Origin of the sequence: Fischerella thermalis PCC 7521, assembly GCF_000317225.1 — a bacterium.
In the GTDB taxonomy this organism is placed as follows: domain Bacteria; phylum Cyanobacteriota; class Cyanobacteriia; order Cyanobacteriales; family Nostocaceae; genus Fischerella; species Fischerella thermalis.
Genome location: NZ_AJLL01000009.1, coordinates 49,626 through 65,941 on the forward strand (window position 1 = coordinate 49,626; position 16,316 = coordinate 65,941).

Annotated in this window: 13 protein-coding genes and 1 pseudogene; 5 read left to right on the plus strand and 9 right to left on the minus strand. The window is 41.6% G+C overall.

Annotated features, from left to right (window positions below):
• Positions 1–60 precede the first annotated feature (60 nt).
• Positions 61–1,986, plus strand: a complete 1,926-nt coding sequence (locus UYK_RS0102450; RefSeq protein ID WP_009455615.1) for an ABC transporter ATP-binding protein — start codon at positions 61–63, stop codon at positions 1,984–1,986.
• A gap of 424 nt (positions 1,987–2,410) precedes the next feature.
• Here UYK_RS0102450 and UYK_RS0102455 read toward each other — a convergent pair whose 3' ends face one another.
• From UYK_RS0102455 to UYK_RS0102490, 9 genes and pseudogenes are all read right to left on the minus strand, one after another.
• Positions 2,411–3,163 carry a class I SAM-dependent methyltransferase gene (locus tag UYK_RS0102455; RefSeq protein ID WP_009455617.1) on the minus strand — a complete coding sequence of 251 codons (753 nt, stop codon included), beginning with the start codon at positions 3,161–3,163 and terminating at the stop codon, positions 2,411–2,413.
• A gap of 227 nt (positions 3,164–3,390) precedes the next feature.
• Positions 3,391–4,962 (minus strand): metallophosphoesterase family protein, encoded by a 1,572-nt coding sequence (locus UYK_RS0102460; RefSeq protein WP_009455618.1) that lies wholly within the window; start codon positions 4,960–4,962, stop codon positions 3,391–3,393.
• Positions 4,963–5,187: 225 nt separating this feature from the next.
• Entirely contained in the window at positions 5,188–6,156 is a 969-nt protein-coding gene (locus UYK_RS0102465) for a hypothetical protein (protein ID WP_026086339.1), read from the minus strand.
• 496 nt (positions 6,157–6,652) lie between these two features.
• Positions 6,653–6,890, minus strand: a pseudogene (locus UYK_RS24765) (ABC transporter ATP-binding protein); the annotation flags it as partial.
• A 166-nt stretch (positions 6,891–7,056) separates the two neighbouring features.
• Positions 7,057–8,043 (minus strand): malate dehydrogenase, encoded by a 987-nt coding sequence (gene mdh, locus UYK_RS0102470; protein ID WP_009455620.1) that lies wholly within the window; start codon positions 8,041–8,043, stop codon positions 7,057–7,059.
• Positions 8,044–8,061: 18 nt separating this feature from the next.
• Positions 8,062–8,277, minus strand: a complete 216-nt coding sequence (ndhO, locus tag UYK_RS0102475; RefSeq protein ID WP_009455621.1) for an NAD(P)H-quinone oxidoreductase subunit O — start codon at positions 8,275–8,277, stop codon at positions 8,062–8,064.
• Between the two features lie 129 nt (positions 8,278–8,406).
• Positions 8,407–9,321, minus strand: a complete 915-nt coding sequence (locus UYK_RS0102480; protein ID WP_009455622.1) for a DNA-formamidopyrimidine glycosylase — start codon at positions 9,319–9,321, stop codon at positions 8,407–8,409.
• A gap of 169 nt (positions 9,322–9,490) precedes the next feature.
• On the minus strand, positions 9,491–9,709 hold the full coding sequence (locus UYK_RS0102485; RefSeq protein ID WP_009455623.1) for a photosystem I reaction center subunit IV: 219 nt from the start codon (positions 9,707–9,709) through the stop codon (positions 9,491–9,493).
• Between the two features lie 282 nt (positions 9,710–9,991).
• A complete protein-coding gene (locus tag UYK_RS0102490; protein WP_009455625.1) occupies positions 9,992–10,576 on the minus strand; it encodes a PAP/fibrillin family protein in 585 nt (194 codons plus the stop codon).
• Between the two features lie 373 nt (positions 10,577–10,949).
• Here UYK_RS0102490 and UYK_RS0102495 point away from each other — a divergent pair, with 373 nt between their 5' ends.
• From UYK_RS0102495 to nblS, 4 genes are all read left to right on the plus strand, one after another.
• Positions 10,950–11,192 carry a DUF3134 domain-containing protein gene (locus UYK_RS0102495; protein WP_009455626.1) on the plus strand — a complete coding sequence of 81 codons (243 nt, stop codon included), beginning with the start codon at positions 10,950–10,952 and terminating at the stop codon, positions 11,190–11,192.
• A gap of 82 nt (positions 11,193–11,274) precedes the next feature.
• Entirely contained in the window at positions 11,275–12,378 is a 1,104-nt protein-coding gene (mraY, locus tag UYK_RS0102500; RefSeq protein WP_009455627.1) for a phospho-N-acetylmuramoyl-pentapeptide-transferase, read from the plus strand.
• A gap of 388 nt (positions 12,379–12,766) precedes the next feature.
• Complete coding sequence (gene purD / locus UYK_RS0102505) at positions 12,767–14,041, plus strand: phosphoribosylamine--glycine ligase (protein WP_009455628.1); 1,275 nt, start codon at positions 12,767–12,769, stop codon at positions 14,039–14,041.
• A 233-nt stretch (positions 14,042–14,274) separates the two neighbouring features.
• Positions 14,275–16,224 (plus strand): two-component system sensor histidine kinase NblS, encoded by a 1,950-nt coding sequence (gene nblS / locus UYK_RS0102510; protein ID WP_039990714.1) that lies wholly within the window; start codon positions 14,275–14,277, stop codon positions 16,222–16,224.
• Positions 16,225–16,316 lie beyond the last annotated feature (92 nt).

Consider the following 16,316-nt stretch of genomic DNA (forward strand, 5'->3'; position numbering starts at 1 on the left):
TTAAGTAAAATTTTATTAACCACCAAGACGCCAAGACACCAAGTTTATGAAATAAAAATTATGAGTTTAGTCACACTACAATCAGTTCAAAAGGATTTTGGTATTAAAGAGATTCTTAGGAATGCCAGTTTTAGTTTAGATGCTAATGATAAAGTCGGTTTAATTGGCACTAATGGTTCTGGTAAATCAACTCTATTAAAAATGATTGCTGGATTAGAACCGATTGATGGAGGGCAAATTTTAGTTAATTCTGGTGCGAAGATTATTTATTTACCCCAACAGCCAGATTTAGATGAGAATCACACTGTTTTAGAGCAAGTTTTTGCTGACAGTGGTGAAAATATGGCTTTGGTGCGTGAGTATGAAGAAATATCTGATAAGCTGGCTCACTATCCAGAAGATAATCAGCTCATGTCGCGTCTTTCGGTGGTGATGCAGCGTATGGATGCGACTGGTGCTTGGGAGTTGGAAACCAACGCTAAAATTATTCTTTCTAAATTAGGGATTACGGATTTTAATGCTACTGTTGGGACTTTATCTGGAGGTTATCGTAAGCGTATTGCTTTAGCCACAGCTTTGTTATCAGAACCAGATTTGTTATTAATGGATGAACCAACAAACCATCTAGATGCAAATTCGGTGGAGTGGTTACAAAGTTATTTGCACCGTTATCGTGGCGCACTTTTATTGATAACTCACGATCGCTATTTTTTGGATCGGGTCACGAATCGGATTATTGAGATAGATAGAGGTGATATTTACACCTATTCTGGCAACTATTCATACTACCTGGAAAAGAAAGCCGAAGCAGAAGAAAGTGCTGTTAGTAGTCAGCGTAAATTTCAAGGGATATTGCGGCGAGAGTTGGAATGGCTGAAAAGGGGACCAAAAGCTAGAAGTACAAAGCAAAAAGCGAGAATAGATCGTATTCGTGATATGCAAGCGACGGAGTTTAAACAAGCTCAAGGTAAAGTAGATATTGCTACAGCCAGCCGTCGCATTGGTAAGAAGGTGATTAAACTGAATAATATCTCAAAGGGGTATGGCGATCACACTTTGATTAAAGATTTCACCTACGAATTTAGTCCTGAAGACCGGATTGGTATTATTGGTGGTAACGGTGCGGGTAAATCTACTTTAATGGATATTATTACTGGGCGGGTGCAGCCAGATGCAGGTAGTGTAGATATTGGTGCGACGATTCATATTGGCTATTTTGATCAGCATTCTGAAGAATTGCTGACTGCTTTAAATGAAAATCAGCGCGTGATTGATTATATTAAGGAAGAAGGGGAATACGTCAAAATAGCCGACGGTACTAAAATCACTGCTTCCCAAATGTTGGAAAGATTTTTATTTCCGGGGAATCAGCAGTATGCACCTATTCATAAACTTTCTGGTGGGGAAAAACGGCGGTTGTTCTTATTGCGTGTGTTGATGAGTGCGCCGAATGTTTTGATTTTAGATGAACCGACTAATGATTTAGATGTCCAGACTTTGGCGGTACTAGAAGAATATTTAGAGGATTTTAACGGTTGTGTAATTGTGGTATCTCACGATCGCTATTTTTTAGATCGGACTGTAGATACTATCTTTGCTTTGGAAGAGGGGGGAGTGATTCGCCAGTATCCTGGTAATTACTCAGTCTACCTCGATTACAAAAAAGCCGAAGAAGAAAAGCAACAAGCTACTATCAATCCAAAGGAAAAGCCAAAAAATCAACAGACACAGCCAGCGGAGAGTCAAGCCAAAGAAGCAGCTAAGAAAAAGCGTTTATCAACTTGGGAAAGGCGGGAGTTTGAGCAGTTGGAAGATAAAATTGCTCAATTAGAAGCCGAGAAAGCAGAAGCAGAAAAAGCAATGGCGAATGTTCCCGCAGGGAATTATACGCAGGTGCAAAAGTTGTATGAACAGGTGGAAGCACTCAAGCAAGCGATTGATCAAGCGACAGAACGGTGGTTAGAATTAGCGGAGATTGAGTCTTAGGAACGGGAATGGGAAAGTGTGGGGAGACAAGGGTGAAAAATTTGTTCCCTAAATAGAGGGGTGGGTTAATTTTTACAAGTCGATATTGCTGTTTTATAGGCTCTGTCGTGAGAATTTCATCAGCAATATCATTGATATGTTCTGGTTCGTTTTCGCTTCTGGGACGAGTGCACAAAACTCTCATGAATTATCCTTAATGGTGATTCTTGTTACATCAAAGATGATAATGACAAAAATATCAGTTTTAAACAAGACAGCGTTACACATGCTTGCATCTTAACAACAAGAACCCCGACTTCTTGAAGGATGCAACTGGCAAATAACGGGTATCACAAAAAAATATATTCATCTTCTCCAACCAAAAAAGCACACAAAAAATCCATCAGTGTCCATCTGTGTGCATCTGTGTTCGATAAAAAATATATCATCCCTTAGCAAACACCATCAAATGCTGCTGCGGTAACAAATTTTTAGTCTCCCGCCACACCAAACCAACAGCTTGCATTTCTTTTTTCACCTGCTTTTGAGTCATTTTGTGCAAGCCTTTAATCATAATCAAAGGATTTTCACCCCGGTACTCAACTAACACTACCCTACCGTCAGGTTTCAACGCTTTCACAATAGCTTGCATTACTTCCCGTGGATATTCAAATTCGTGATACGCATCCACCATCAAAGCTAAATCAACACTTGCGGGTGGTAAGTTGGGATTAGTAGGAGTTGCTAATACTGCTTCCACATTAGTAACATTTAGCTCCTGCTTGAAAAAATTGATAATATCCAGCATCTCTGGCTGAATATCTACAGCTAGCACTTTTCCCTGTGGTACTTTGGGAGCAATGCGAAAACTCAAATAACCTGTACCCGCGCCAATATCGGCAACTACATCAGTAGATTTGAGGTGGAGGGCGTCTAGTATTTTACTCGGCTTTTCTTCCGTCTCGCGACTGGGACGTTCTAGCCAAGCTGCACCCGTATGTCCCATGACTTTCGCGATTTCCCTACCCATGTAGTACTTACCGATACCATCTGGATTATGTAATTGCCGTTGTTCGTAAACAGAAGAAGATACCGTAGTTGCGATCGCTATATTTATAGGCCTAAGTAAGTAACTCCAAAATATTACTAAAGCAAGGAGTATAAAAAATAAAAAACTATACTTTCGTTGATGATGCATGTGTTATGAATGCGGCTGTGTCCAAATTTAATAATAACGAACACAGATGCACACCGATGTAGACGCGCCCAAGCGCAGCTTCCCGCAGGGTACACAGATGAATTATCAGTGTGCATCTGTGTTCATCGGTGTTCGTTTTTCCAAACTTGATTTTTGCCACGCCAACATCAAGATTTTAGTTGGCTTTTTGAAGGACTCTAGCCCTCGAAGATAAACATGTGTTCTAGTTAAATCTCAAATGGTTCCATTACCTTGTTAAACCACTCTCCTTGAAACCATTCAGCAACCAGTGGTTTGACAACAAACTTGGGTGGAGTGCCACCTCTAACGTCAATTCGCACACATGAGTATGGCAGCCGCTTGAAAATATCGTATCCATTGCGACCAACAAATAAAAGTGAATCCGCAATTTTACGAATAGGACTTCCTTCTAGATACTCAAAAGTCTCCATTAACTCTGTCCCTTCCTCTCGCTGACGACGGGGACGACGACCACTTCCACCGCAGACTATACAATTGAGGTGAGAGTCAGCATAGCCAGTGTCGGCAGTGCGGAGATATTCCAGGCAATGAGCATGACCATTTAAAATTAAATCGACAATGGGACGTCCCTGAGTTGCCGAACCAAGAGTTTGTGCCACACTATCAAATACCCAACGCAAACGCCGACGCACTGCTAAAGTTTGGGCTTGATGCCATTTACTCGCCTCGGTGACATAGGGGGGATGGTGAAAATAAACTACTCGTCCCCGTACCTCTTGGCTATGCCAAGATGCAATTAGCCTTTGCTTAAACCATTCCAATTGTTCAAAGTCGGTGGCTGGTTCGTGGTGAGATGTGAGTTGTTTTTCGATGTCTATTTTGACTTCATCAATTTGATATAACTTGGCTTTGAGGGCGTCGAGTCTTTCCGCTTCTTCAGGATTATCTGGGTTGAGGCGATCGCACGCTTCCAAAATTTGGATTTCTTCGTTTTCAATCTCGTGGCGGCGCTTCTCTAGTTGACGGCGACTGCTTTCTCCTTCTTTAGTTGCAGGTAGCGGTGATGGGGCGTTAAAAGTATTCGAGTCAAGGGCGAAAAAGTCAATCCCGCCGTAGCGAAAAGTGTAATAACGGTTGGGTAGACGAGTAAAACGTCCGGGTTCGTAGCGCAAACACCGTCCCGTGTCTGTTTTGGCGGTGTAGTGTTCGTCGAGGTGAAATTCTAACTGTTCTCTAGAATGGAACGCTTTGAGATAATCCAAAAATGCCCGTGCATAGGCATCTCCTTGATAGGAACCATGCCAACCAATTTCAATATCTTTGTAGCGGAACAAGCGGCGTAGTGGTAACGTACTTCCTGCTAGAAGCCGATACATCAACGGTACATCATAGTAATCATGATTACCCAGAACTGGTAGAATCGGAGTTTTAAAAACCATGCGATCGTAGAGAATACGCTTGTAGTTTTGTCCACCCTTGATAAACTCCCGGTAAGGTTCGATAAAATTTCGGGGGTAATACTCGTGGGAACCAACAATATAAATTACATCACCCGTATGCAAGACAAAACTACATTCCTCTTGGTGCGGTAGCATCAGTTCTGCAACTTGGCGCTGGGGGTGGTGTTGGTAATATGATTTTGTCCCACTATCGCCGATAACCATAAACGAAAATTCTGGATTATCCGAATTGCCATCATCGATCACCATGCAAGTTTGATCAATTCCGCGCTGGACAATACTTGCATTACCCCAGTGCACCCGTTCTTTCATCTTTTGAATTTTTACAGGTATCGACGGTTCGGAAATAAATTTCATTAGCGATCGCTCCAGAATGCAGAACTTTACCAATTTCTGCTTGCATTCCGATTGTATCTATAGTGGTTAGTTGTTGGTTGTTTGTTAGTGGTTAGTGGTCGGTTGTTTAATACTTACTCCTCATACCCCTCACACTCCTCATACTCCTCACACTCCCCATCCCCTATCATCCCATCCCCCCATCTCTGTCTAACCCTGTCAGATAAAACGCGATCGCACGATTATTTATTTATCTTCTTGGCTACTCAATAGTTTTAATTTATCAGCCGGTTCTATGCTCGAACCATACAATTCAACGAATCTTCTAAATAGCCACATTGTTTCGTGTTGGGAAATCCTATTTAAGCTGATTAAACGGTCTATATTTCTTTTCGCAAGTGCACGTAGATAGGGTAAATCTTCATACAGTGTCAGACAAGAGGCAAAATGTAAGATAATTTGCATTACAGGCTTGGGCCACCCTAGATCACTGTAAATATCTACGAAAAACTTATGGGCATTACTACTTAAGGGAAGAGCATTGAACATAACAATTATTCTTTTATTATTATAAACTGGAATGCTCAATTCCACAGTAAACGGTGTATGCAATATTAAATCTACTTCAACTATTGGCTGTCTCCAAATTCTTAAAATATTGACACCTGATACAGCTAATACGGTTTGAAACTTTAGCACTCCACCATTGTTTGTAGCCTGAACATAATTAACATCAACGACCTTTAAATTACTCAAACTGAAGCTGTGAACAGTTTCCAAATGTTTTAAATTTAACAGATGATAGATTTGGCAGAGATAGGGAAAAGGTAGAGTATACGCCTGACTGATCATATGTTGCCTTTGCAACTCAAGCATTCTATCTCTAACTGTGGATAATGCCTCATGGCGATAATGACTTAAGTCAGTTTGATAACTTGAACAAACACCTTCATCATCATTCAAGCTTTCATCTGGCTTTAAAAACAACCAACTCAAGAATAAAAAAGAGATTGCACATATTTGTAGAATCTCTACCGGAGATAAATAACCATCAGCAAACGCAGCCACACCTCTATCGGTGACTCCAAACATCCAAGAAAAAATACCCCAAAACCAAATATTATTTTTGAGGTTTGCGAGTAACAGAGAAATTTCTACAGTTTGATGATTTCTAGTAGATTTACAGACATTGTTGGGTGACATATTATTAGTCATAGCAGTTAAAAATTAGATCTTTACTTTATGAGACAGCACTAAAACATTGCCTGTATTGAAGTTACTGTTATGACTTAAGCTTGCTCATTTTATACTTTAAAAAGCATCTTTCTTAAGAAACAATCCTAAATTTATTTTGCTGCTTCATTGGATATAAGGATTTCGGTTTTGCGAAAAAACTAGCAAACACAACTACTCTTCTTATACTTCTTAAGTAGTAATTAATGATTGTATAGTCAAACGTTTAGTACAACTTACCAGCAACTCAATTACAGTTATGTTCATCGTGAGCATTGTGTTAAAAGCGATCGCCATTCCAACCTTGTATCTTTAATTCTGTGAAAATTTTGGGATTCGACTTAGTGTCTTAGTGTCTTGGTGGTGGAAAAAGTTCATACATTCCCCCGATAGAAGTCAACGCACCAGGACAGGGATTCTACTGACCAAATGAGCAGATAATTAGCGATCGCGCACTTCTAAATAATGGCCAAAAATGAGAATTGTTGACATTATCTAGAGATGCGAAATTTTGCGTCTCTACAACTGCATCGACAATTAACTTACCTATGTAAGCTACAGCAGCTGGTAACAGACCTGCTGCTAAGGTTAAAGTCGCAAGAATAATTGTGAGAGAGTGGCTAGTGTTCCATTGCCTAAGCGATCGCTCGTCCACTGTAGCGAAATACCGCCAGTGATTGATGCAGGGCGTTACGTTTTTTACGAAGAGTCCTCATTATTATTTTTATCAAGAAGGGCAGAGGGCAGAGGGCAGAGGAGGCGCGGGTTCGCCACCTGTGGGCGAATCTTGATAAAAACTTATAATATAAGTGTATATATTGAAAAATCTCAAGAAATTTTCTTGAGATTTAAAATCATTGAGAAATACCAGCAAATGAAAATCTAACTAGTCGCATTAGACACCATCAAAATTTCCTGCGCCCAAGCAATATTTTGCCGCACCGACTCCGCTGAAACACGCAGTGCTGCCATCTCCTCGTCACTAAGATCCAATTCTAATACACTGGCAATTCCACCACATCCCAACCGACAGGGAACACCGATCGCCACATTTTCTAAACCGTATTCTCCCATAAGAGCTACTGTTACAGGTAACAAACGCGACTGATTTAATAAAATCGATTCCACCATCATGCAAGTAGCAGAAGCCGGAGCGAAAAACGCACCGCCTGTTTGCATTAATTCCACAATTTCTGCACCGCCGTGGCGGGTGCGTTCTACCAAGCGTTCGATTGTAGCTTGATCTAGCAATTCTGTCAGCGGAATGCCATTTACAGTAGCAAAGCGTGGTAGGGGAACCATCAAATCGCCGTGGCTACCGAGAACCATCGTCTTGACATCACGTGGTAATACCCCCAGTTCCATTGCAATGAAAGTTTCAAACCGGGCCGAGTCTAACACGCCTGCCATACCCATGATGCGATCGCGTGGTAATCCTGTTGCTTGCCATGCTAAATATGTCATCACATCCAAAGGATTGGTGACGATAATAAATATGGCATCGGGAGAATGAGCGATCGCTTGCTTAGCCGCTTCCACAACAATCTTGGCATTTGTCCGCAACAAATCATCGCGACTCATACCTGGTTTGCGGGGAAACCCTGCCGTAATTACCACTATCTCCGAACCAGTCGTATCGGCATAGTCATTAGTACCGATAATCTGACGGTTATGCATTTCAATTCCCCTCGCCTCCATCAAATCTAGTGCTAGTCCTTGGGGCATTCCCGGAACGATATCCAGTAACACCACATCTGCAAGGTTTTTTTCAGCAATGCGTTGGGCAAGGGTACTGCCAACTCTACCAGCACCAATAATGGTGACACGGGGTGAATAACACAGAATTTGGGAGGAAGGGGAAGTATACATAATTTTTTACTGATAATTTTACTTAAACTCTTCAAGCTGATCTAAACGCAACCAAATATTTGGTGTTGGTACTTTCCCAAACTTGACAAAGGCATAATCACCTTTGATATCTACGATTTCGCCTTTACTGTCAAATATATAATCAGGAAAGCGAGTATCACTGGCTTTTGCTTCTACGCTGTTTTCTAACTTCTCGCGAATCACGCGAACCATATCTCCACGTTTTACAGGCATAAATTCCCCTCTTGAGTGTATCGATGGCTTTACAGGATTTTATCTTGTTGATGTTGTTTGTTGTTTGGGTGTTGTAACAATTAACTACCAACCACTAACTATTAACTACCAACAATCAACCACCAACACCTAACGTTGACACTGCAAACAAAAATGACTGGATCTACCAGCTAATCTTGTCCGTTGAATTACAGTTCCGCAAACACGACAGGGTTCGCCAGCACGATTATAAACCCATGCTACACCACCGTAGTTACCGTTAATGCCCTTAACATTGAGGAAATTACTAAAAGTCATTCCACCAGCTTCAATACTAGTTTCTAATACTTTTATTATGTGCGATCGCAGCTTTTCGATTTGCTCTCGCTGCAAATCTATACACATTGTTTCTGGTAGTATGCCACTCATAAACAAGGCTTCATCGGCATATATATTACCTAATCCTGCCACTACAGATTGATCTAATAAGGCGGTTTTGATCGGGCGACGTCTGTTTTTGAGTTTCTCGCTTAGATACTCAACTGTAAATTCTGATGAAAAGGGGTCTGCTGCTAATTTTGCTAAACCAGTGATAATGCTTTCTGGTGCTTGATTTGCTGACACCCACCACATTTGACCAAAGGTACGCTGATCAACAAAGCGCAATTCCCACCCATCTTGAAAGAATAATCTGACTCGCGTGTGCTTGTGTAATGGTTCGTCTTGGCGTAGCCACAGTAGTTGACCCGTCATACGTAGGTGGACGCCCAAGTAACTGGTGGGGGGAGTGGGGGAAGACAAGGAAGCAATTTCTCCTCCAAGTTGTCCTCCTTGTCCCTCCACTCCCTTGTCTATTAAAGGAAGAGTAAGTTCGGCGAGGAGATATTTACCGCGACGATGCCAAGTAGCGATCGCATTTCCCTGGATACCAGTAACAAAATCATCTACTGAAAACGGATAAGCGATCGTCCGATGCAGCAGTACGTCCCCACCCGTGATTTCTTGGTTGAGGGTCAATTGATTTAGACCCCGTCGGACTGTTTCAACTTCAGGCAACTCAGGCATCTAAGCTAATTATTGACAACAAGCTTATTGTGACAAGTACTGCGGTTTTTTGGCAGACACTAAAATCGGGAGTAGTCAACAGTGAGTATAGAATCAAATCCTTGACTCTCTACCCTCTGCTTTACTCCCGAAAATCACCCCATTAAGTTTTTTTGGAGGTTTCTAACCCTTAGGCTTTTTTAGCTTTTGCCTTTGGCGCTTCAACCTCTACTAATTCGTCTTGAGCAAAGTTATTTGTGTTCACGCCAGCATAATTCACTTTATCAAAGCGGACAATCACTGGGTATCTGCTAGTACCACCTTGCTCGATAGATGCAACAGTGCCTACATCCTGAAACCAGTAGGATTCTGGACGGAGAATGCGTACTTTAGAACCACGTTGAACCATGAGTTTGTTCCCTTTTTATTATCAATTGCCAACGTATTAAGGCTAATTGATTTCAATGTACAATCACAGCGCCTCTGGCAGAAGCTTTGTTAAGTTATTTGTCATTGGTCGATGGTCAAGTGTTGGTGGTTGGTGGTTGGTGGTTGATAATAATTTCTCTACTCCCCCCACCTCCCCACCTCCCCACCTCCCCACCTGCCAACAAATGGGGTGTCACACCCTCCTTGACAATCCCCTAATCATGGAATATCCTTCAGTCGCAAACAAAAATTTTTTGTTAACCTATGCTTTGGTTAAAACAAATACACTACCCTCGTTACCCCTGCCAATTCGTAAGTCGTTATCTAAATAAGTGATATCCAACCAGCCTTGTTGTTCGTTGCTGTTGAGAGAAAAATCAATCGCAGTCAATTTCTGACCAGCTTCTATTTGTTGGATATATTTCTCAGGAGACTTGTAGTTAATTAAACGTTGGAAGCCAACTATTGATCGCTCAAATTTAACTTGGACACGCCGCCCTGAAACTGGTTCAAATTTAGCAGCGACGCTAATTAAACCTTCAAGTAGCGGTAAACCATAAATTTCAGCTATGTTGTAAACGCTATTGGTGTTAACACGAATACACTGATAGATTTCTCCAAGTTTATATAAAGGAAAGCGATCAAGATTCAAAAGAGCCTTGCTGGTGGTGTAAAGAAGTCGCCAATTGCCATCAAGTAAATCACCAGCTTCCAGCGGACGCGGTGTGGGGTTTAGGTCTTCTAAGTTGGCGATCGCGACTAAAATAGCTTGCTTATCCTGTTCGCTTGCCAAAAGACCACGATTTTTACCAGCAATTGCTTGTAATAAAGTTGCTTTTGTGAACATCACCTGTCACCTAAAACAGTATTAGTCTCAATCAAGGACAACAAGAAGTTAATATCTTTTTTGTGTATTGCACTGTATCAATAAGCTTTTTGCAGAAGCTAGGAAAACAGAAAAGCCAAACAACTAAAGGTATTAATTTTTCCTTTACCCTTACTCTTTAACTTTTACCCAAAATTACTTACTGTAATTGTTACTTTTGCAAGATGCCTAATCACAAAGTTACTGTCACTATTTACTTAAATTGATAGTAAAAACAAAAAATTTTGTCGGATTTTGGAAGTAACTCGTTGAATGATCAACTAAAATCTTCCGTATCAAGTGATAGACTCTTAATGTCAAGCTATGATGGCACTCCTTGTATCCTAAGTCTAATATGCTAAATTCCCCATTACGCGAAGAACCTCGCAATCAACGTGCTGCTGTAATACCATTAAAGCAAGAGTCCTCCATTTTGGATTGGTTGCAAAATAGTGGTCGTCTGATAGCGCGTGACACCCAAGAGCCAGATTTTAGTGAAGATAACGAAGAAGAAATTTCGGAATTTTTGGGTGGTGATGACGGTATAGCCGATTATGACTTTGATGACGATGATGATATCGTTCCAGACGAAGAGTAGTCAGTAACGACTAAAGAGTCAACATCTTAACGAGTCCCTATTGTTCATCTGTCGTACAAGTGTGGAGTGAGGGGAAACAACCGTGGACGCTAAATTATCTCCTGACCAGGGGTTGAATATTTCTGGCATAGGTTTAGTTTCTGTTTTAGGTGTAGGGTTAAGTGTCACAGCATTAGTTTTGGATGGCATGGCAAATAGATTGCCGTGGGCTAACACTTTTTCCCTCACCTTGCCATTTCTTTTATGCGCTGTCATATCAGCAGCCGTGGGCTTTTTTGTTGTGCCAATGCTGCAAGCACTGAAAACAGGGCAAATAATTCGCGAAGACGGCCCTCAAGCCCACTTGAAAAAAGCAGGTACGCCGACAATGGGTGGTATCTTTTTTGTTCCTGTTGGGTTGATAGCTGCTTGTATATTATCAAACTTTAATACAAATGTGTTGGCAGTTTCGGGATTGACGTTAGGTTACGGATTAATTGGCTGGCTCGACGATTGGCAAATTTTGCGCCGTAAATCCAACAAGGGTATTTCCCCTCGGATGAAGCTTTTTCTACAGATCGGCTTTGCGGTTCTTTTCTGTTTATGGCTGCTTTTTAATCAACCTGCTAATATCACAAATTTAGCTTTACCTTTGGGCTTCTCTTTACCTTTAGGCTTACTGTTCTGGCCTCTAGCAGGCTTTGTATTAGTAGCAGAGAGCAATGCTACTAACTTAACAGATGGTATTGACGGATTGGCAGCAGGAACAGTAGCGATCGCATTGCTGGCCTTAGGTGCGCTGATTGGTTGCACTTCACCAGAACTGATGGTTTTCTGCGCTGCTTTGAGTGGTGCTTGCTTAGGCTTTTTGGCACACAACCGTAACCCGGCTCGCGTCTTCATGGGAGATACTGGTTCTCTCGCCCTGGGAGGAGCATTAGCGGCTGTGGGATTGCTGACTAACAGTCTAGTGACACTATTCATTTTGAGCGGTATTTTCTTTGTAGAAACCCTGTCTGTAATGGTACAAGTCAGCTACTACAAAGCCACAAAAGGTCCTGATGGCAAAGGCAAACGTTTGTTGAAAATGGCTCCACTACACCATCACCTTGAGCTTTCAGGTTGGTCTGAATTACAAGTAGTAGCAGTTTTCTACATCATCAGTGCTATTTTGGCTGTCATCTGTTTGGCGAGCGGCAAATTCTGAGATTTCGACACAAATCATCACAGCAGATAACCTCCCTATGTAAAGGAGGTTTTTTTAATTTAAACCTTCTAACTTGAAAATAAAATTTTAGCTAAAACCCAACAAGAGTATGTAGCTGAAGTCGTGGAATGGCGACAGCCAAAACTTATACATCAATTACAGGTTGAAATTGCGATGAGGACTACCTCTTTGTCTCAGGCTTAACTCGAAACTATCACATTTTCATGCATGGCGGTGAAAATTGTTTCATTTGGACTGTCCTCTACCTTTCCTCTTATTAACTTCAGGTTGTTCTTTGGACTTGCATAAGTATTAGAATTGGTGAAAAAATTGAAGCGCGAGAATCCTTAATGGCTGCTCGTGCTTCAAGGGACGCAAGAGGAAATCTGTGAAAGTTTTAGTAGTAGGTAATGGAGGGCGGGAACACGCCCTTGCTTGGAAACTATTGCAATCCAGGCAAATTGAGCAAGTTACATGTGTGCCAGGAAATGGTGGTACAGCCAGTATGTCACAGTGTCAAAACTTGCCTTTAGGAATAGATGACTTTGAGGGTATAAGTCAGTTTGCTCAAAAAGAGAAAATTTCTCTGGTTGTAGTCGGACCAGAAGTTCCTTTGGCTATGGGTATATCAGACTATCTGCACTCACAAGGCTTGAAGGTTTTTGGTCCAACTAGGGCAGGGGCGCAAATAGAAGCGAGTAAAGCCTGGGCAAAAGCTTTAATGCAGGAAGTAGGAATTCCTACAGCTAATGCTGCGGTATTTACGCAAGCATCTGCTGCTAAATCTTATGTAAAGGATCATGGCGCACCCATTGTTGTGAAAGCTGATGGCTTGGCAGCAGGTAAAGGTGTGACAGTTGCTCAAACACTTGATCAAGCTATTGAAGCTATTGAAGCTATTTTTCGGGGTCAGTTTGGCAATGCTGGAAAATTTGTCGTTATTGAAGAGTGTTTAGTTGGTCAAGAAGTCTCTGTTTTAGCCTTAACAGATGGGTTGACAATTAGGTCATTGTTGCCAGCTCAGGATCATAAACGGATCGGTGAGGGTGATACAGGAGAAAATACAGGTGGTATGGGAGCTTATGCTCCAGCACCTATTGCGACGCCAGAGTTAATGGCACGAGTTGAAAAAGAAGTATTAGAGAAAGCGATCGCAGCTTTTAGAGCCAAGAATATTGACTATCGAGGTGTACTATATGCTGGATTGATGATTACTCCTGATGGGGATTTTAAGGTTTTAGAATTTAATTGTCGGTTCGGTGATCCAGAAACCCAAGTGATTTTGCCACTGTTGGAAACACCGTTAGAAGAGTTAATGCTTGCCTGCATTGAACAGCGCTTGGCACAAATGCCACCAATCGCTTGGAAACAAGGTGCAGCTGCTACTGTTGTTGCTGCTGCACTTGGTTATCCTGGGACTTATGAAAAAGGTAAAGCGATCGCAGGAATTGCAGAAGCCCAAGCCGCAGGAGCAATTGTATTTCATGCTGGTACTAAGTTACAGGATCAGCAATTGCTCACCGATGGAGGTCGAGTATTAAACGTTACTGGTACAGGAGAAAATTTTGAACAAGCATTAGCTCAAGCATATGTTGGTATGAGATGTATTAACTTTGAGGGTATGTATTATCGGCGAGATATCGGTCATCGGTTAAAGGGGTGAAATAATTTAGGGGCTAAGCATTTGAGCGATAATTTATAGTTTGGAAAAATATTATTCACCAAATGCTACCCTGCACCGTAGGTCTATAGCCGTATCTACTTTCCAGAACACCCCCAAAGCCTACTATTTGAGCAACTGTAATCCTAGAAAGACATCGGTGCAGGGTACAACAAAAATAACAAGCAATGTCTTTAATTGAAATAACCACAGACATAACAAATTTTTATTTTAAGATGCTGGCTCTTTTACAAAACATCCGAGAAACGATCGCGAATTGGTGGTCAGAGTTCACTCTCCAGACCAAACTTTTGGCTGCTGTAACCTTGGTGGTTTCTTTGGTGATGAGTGGTCTGACCTTTTGGGCAATCAATACGATTCAGCAGGACGCCCGTTTGAATGACACTCGTTTCGGTCGTGACTTAGGACTGCTGCTGGCTGCTAACGTTGCTCCCTTAATTGCCGATCATAATCTGACCGAGGTAGCACAATTTTCTCAACGCTTTTACAGCAGTACTTCCAGCGTGCGTTACATGCTTTACGCTGATGAGACTGGAAAAATCTATTTTGGTATTCCCTTTTGGGAACCGGAGGTTGAAACCTCCTTAACGATTGAAAGACGCATCCAACTACCAGACGATTACGCTGCTGATGCCGACAAACCAATGGTGCGACAACATATGTCCCCAGATGGTATTGTCACAGATGTGTTTGTGCCTCTGACAGTAGAAAAAAAATATCTGGGTGTTTTAGCGATCGGTATTAACCCCAATCCGAACGCCGTCATTTCTACAAACTTTACCCGCGATGTCACCATTGCTGTATTCATTTCTATTTGGGTAATGGTGATTTTAGGAGGGGTAATTAATGCTTTGACAATCACCAAACCAATTAAAGAGCTATTACTAGGTGTAAAGCAAATTGCTGCGGGCAACTTTAAGCAGCGTATCGACTTGCCATTTGGAGGCGAACTCAAAGAATTAATTTTCAGCTTTAATGAAATGGCAGAGCGTCTAGAGCGCTACGAAGAACAGAATATTGAGGAACTCACTGCCGAAAAAGCCAAGTTAGAAACATTAGTTTCCACCATTGCTGATGGTGCGGTTTTGATAGACGACCATATGCAGGTGATTTTAGTCAACCCCACAGCCCGACGCATTTTTGGTTGGGAAGGGCTGGATGTTGTGGGTGAGAGTGTTCTTAATTTATTGCCGTCAGCAGTACAAATAGAAATCACTCGTACTTTGTATGAAATGGCAGCCGGGGAATGCGAAAGTGCCGAATTTCGTATTCCTTTCACTCAACCGAGTAAACGCACTATTCGCCTTCTCCTAGCCACTGTATTTGACCAACAAAGGGAGAGTGTGAAAGGAATTGCCATTACTGTGCAAGATATCACCCGAGAAGTAGAACTAAACGAAGCCAAAAGTCAATTTATCAGTAACGTTTCCCACGAATTACGCACTCCCTTATTTAATATCAAGTCTTTTATTGAAACTTTGCACGAATATGGGGAAGAACTCAGTTCAGAACAACGGCAAGATTTTTTGTTAACGGTTAATCATGAAACCGATCGCTTGGCACGTTTAGTAAATGATGTTTTGGATTTATCCAGGCTAGAATCTGGTCGGAGTTATCACTTAGACGGGGTGGATCTGGCGCAAGCCATAGAACAGACACTACGTACATACCAGCTTAATGCCAAAGATAAAGGTATAGAGCTATATCAAGAAGTGGAACCCAATTTACCTTTAGTGGTAGGTCATTATGATTTGTTACTGCAAGTGCTAGCAAACTTACTAGGCAATGCGCTGAAATTTACCAAGGCTGGTGGTAAAGTTATGATTCGTGCCTATCAACTAGAACCGCAGCTACACGATGGCGATCGCCCTGCTCAAGTGCGGGTAGAAATTGCTGATACTGGTATTGGCATTGGTCCAGAAGATCAAGAAGCAATTTTTGATCGCTTCTTTAGGGTAGAAAATCGTGTTCACACCCTAGAAGGTACAGGCTTAGGATTATCAATTGTTAGAAATATTATCGAAGAAAAACATCACAGTAAAGTTCATTTAGTTAGCGAAGTGGGTGTAGGCACAACTTTTTGGTTTGATCTGGCAGTATTTGAAGAACCCCTGTTGCCTTCAGCTAAAGCTAGTAGTGATTACAAAAATCACAGCGAATTATGAAACATGTTTAATATGAATTAATATCGTTTCCCCAAAAAATAACTGGATAATGCAGAAGACTTGATTAACTGGTATCAGTTTCTATTGACTTT

Excerpts from the sequence above, each read along its gene's own strand:
- UYK_RS0102490 (WP_009455625.1), bottom strand. The coding sequence starts at position 10,576 with ATGTTCACAAAAGCAACTTTATTACAAGCAATTGCTGGTAAAAATCGT.
- nblS (WP_039990714.1), top strand. The coding sequence starts at position 14,275 with ATGCTGGCTCTTTTACAAAACATCCGAGAAACGATCGCGAATTGGTGG.
- ndhO (WP_009455621.1), bottom strand. The coding sequence starts at position 8,277 with ATGCCTGTAAAACGTGGAGATATGGTTCGCGTGATTCGCGAGAAGTTA.
- UYK_RS0102480 (WP_009455622.1), bottom strand. The coding sequence starts at position 9,321 with ATGCCTGAGTTGCCTGAAGTTGAAACAGTCCGACGGGGTCTAAATCAA.
- UYK_RS0102495 (WP_009455626.1), top strand. The coding sequence starts at position 10,950 with ATGCTAAATTCCCCATTACGCGAAGAACCTCGCAATCAACGTGCTGCT.
- UYK_RS0102485 (WP_009455623.1), bottom strand. The coding sequence starts at position 9,709 with ATGGTTCAACGTGGTTCTAAAGTACGCATTCTCCGTCCAGAATCCTAC.
- UYK_RS0102450 (WP_009455615.1), top strand. The coding sequence starts at position 61 with ATGAGTTTAGTCACACTACAATCAGTTCAAAAGGATTTTGGTATTAAA.
- UYK_RS0102465 (WP_026086339.1), bottom strand. The coding sequence starts at position 6,156 with ATGACTAATAATATGTCACCCAACAATGTCTGTAAATCTACTAGAAAT.
- UYK_RS0102460 (WP_009455618.1), bottom strand. The coding sequence starts at position 4,962 with ATGAAATTTATTTCCGAACCGTCGATACCTGTAAAAATTCAAAAGATG.
- UYK_RS0102455 (WP_009455617.1), bottom strand. The coding sequence starts at position 3,163 with ATGCATCATCAACGAAAGTATAGTTTTTTATTTTTTATACTCCTTGCT.
- mdh (WP_009455620.1), bottom strand. The coding sequence starts at position 8,043 with ATGTATACTTCCCCTTCCTCCCAAATTCTGTGTTATTCACCCCGTGTC.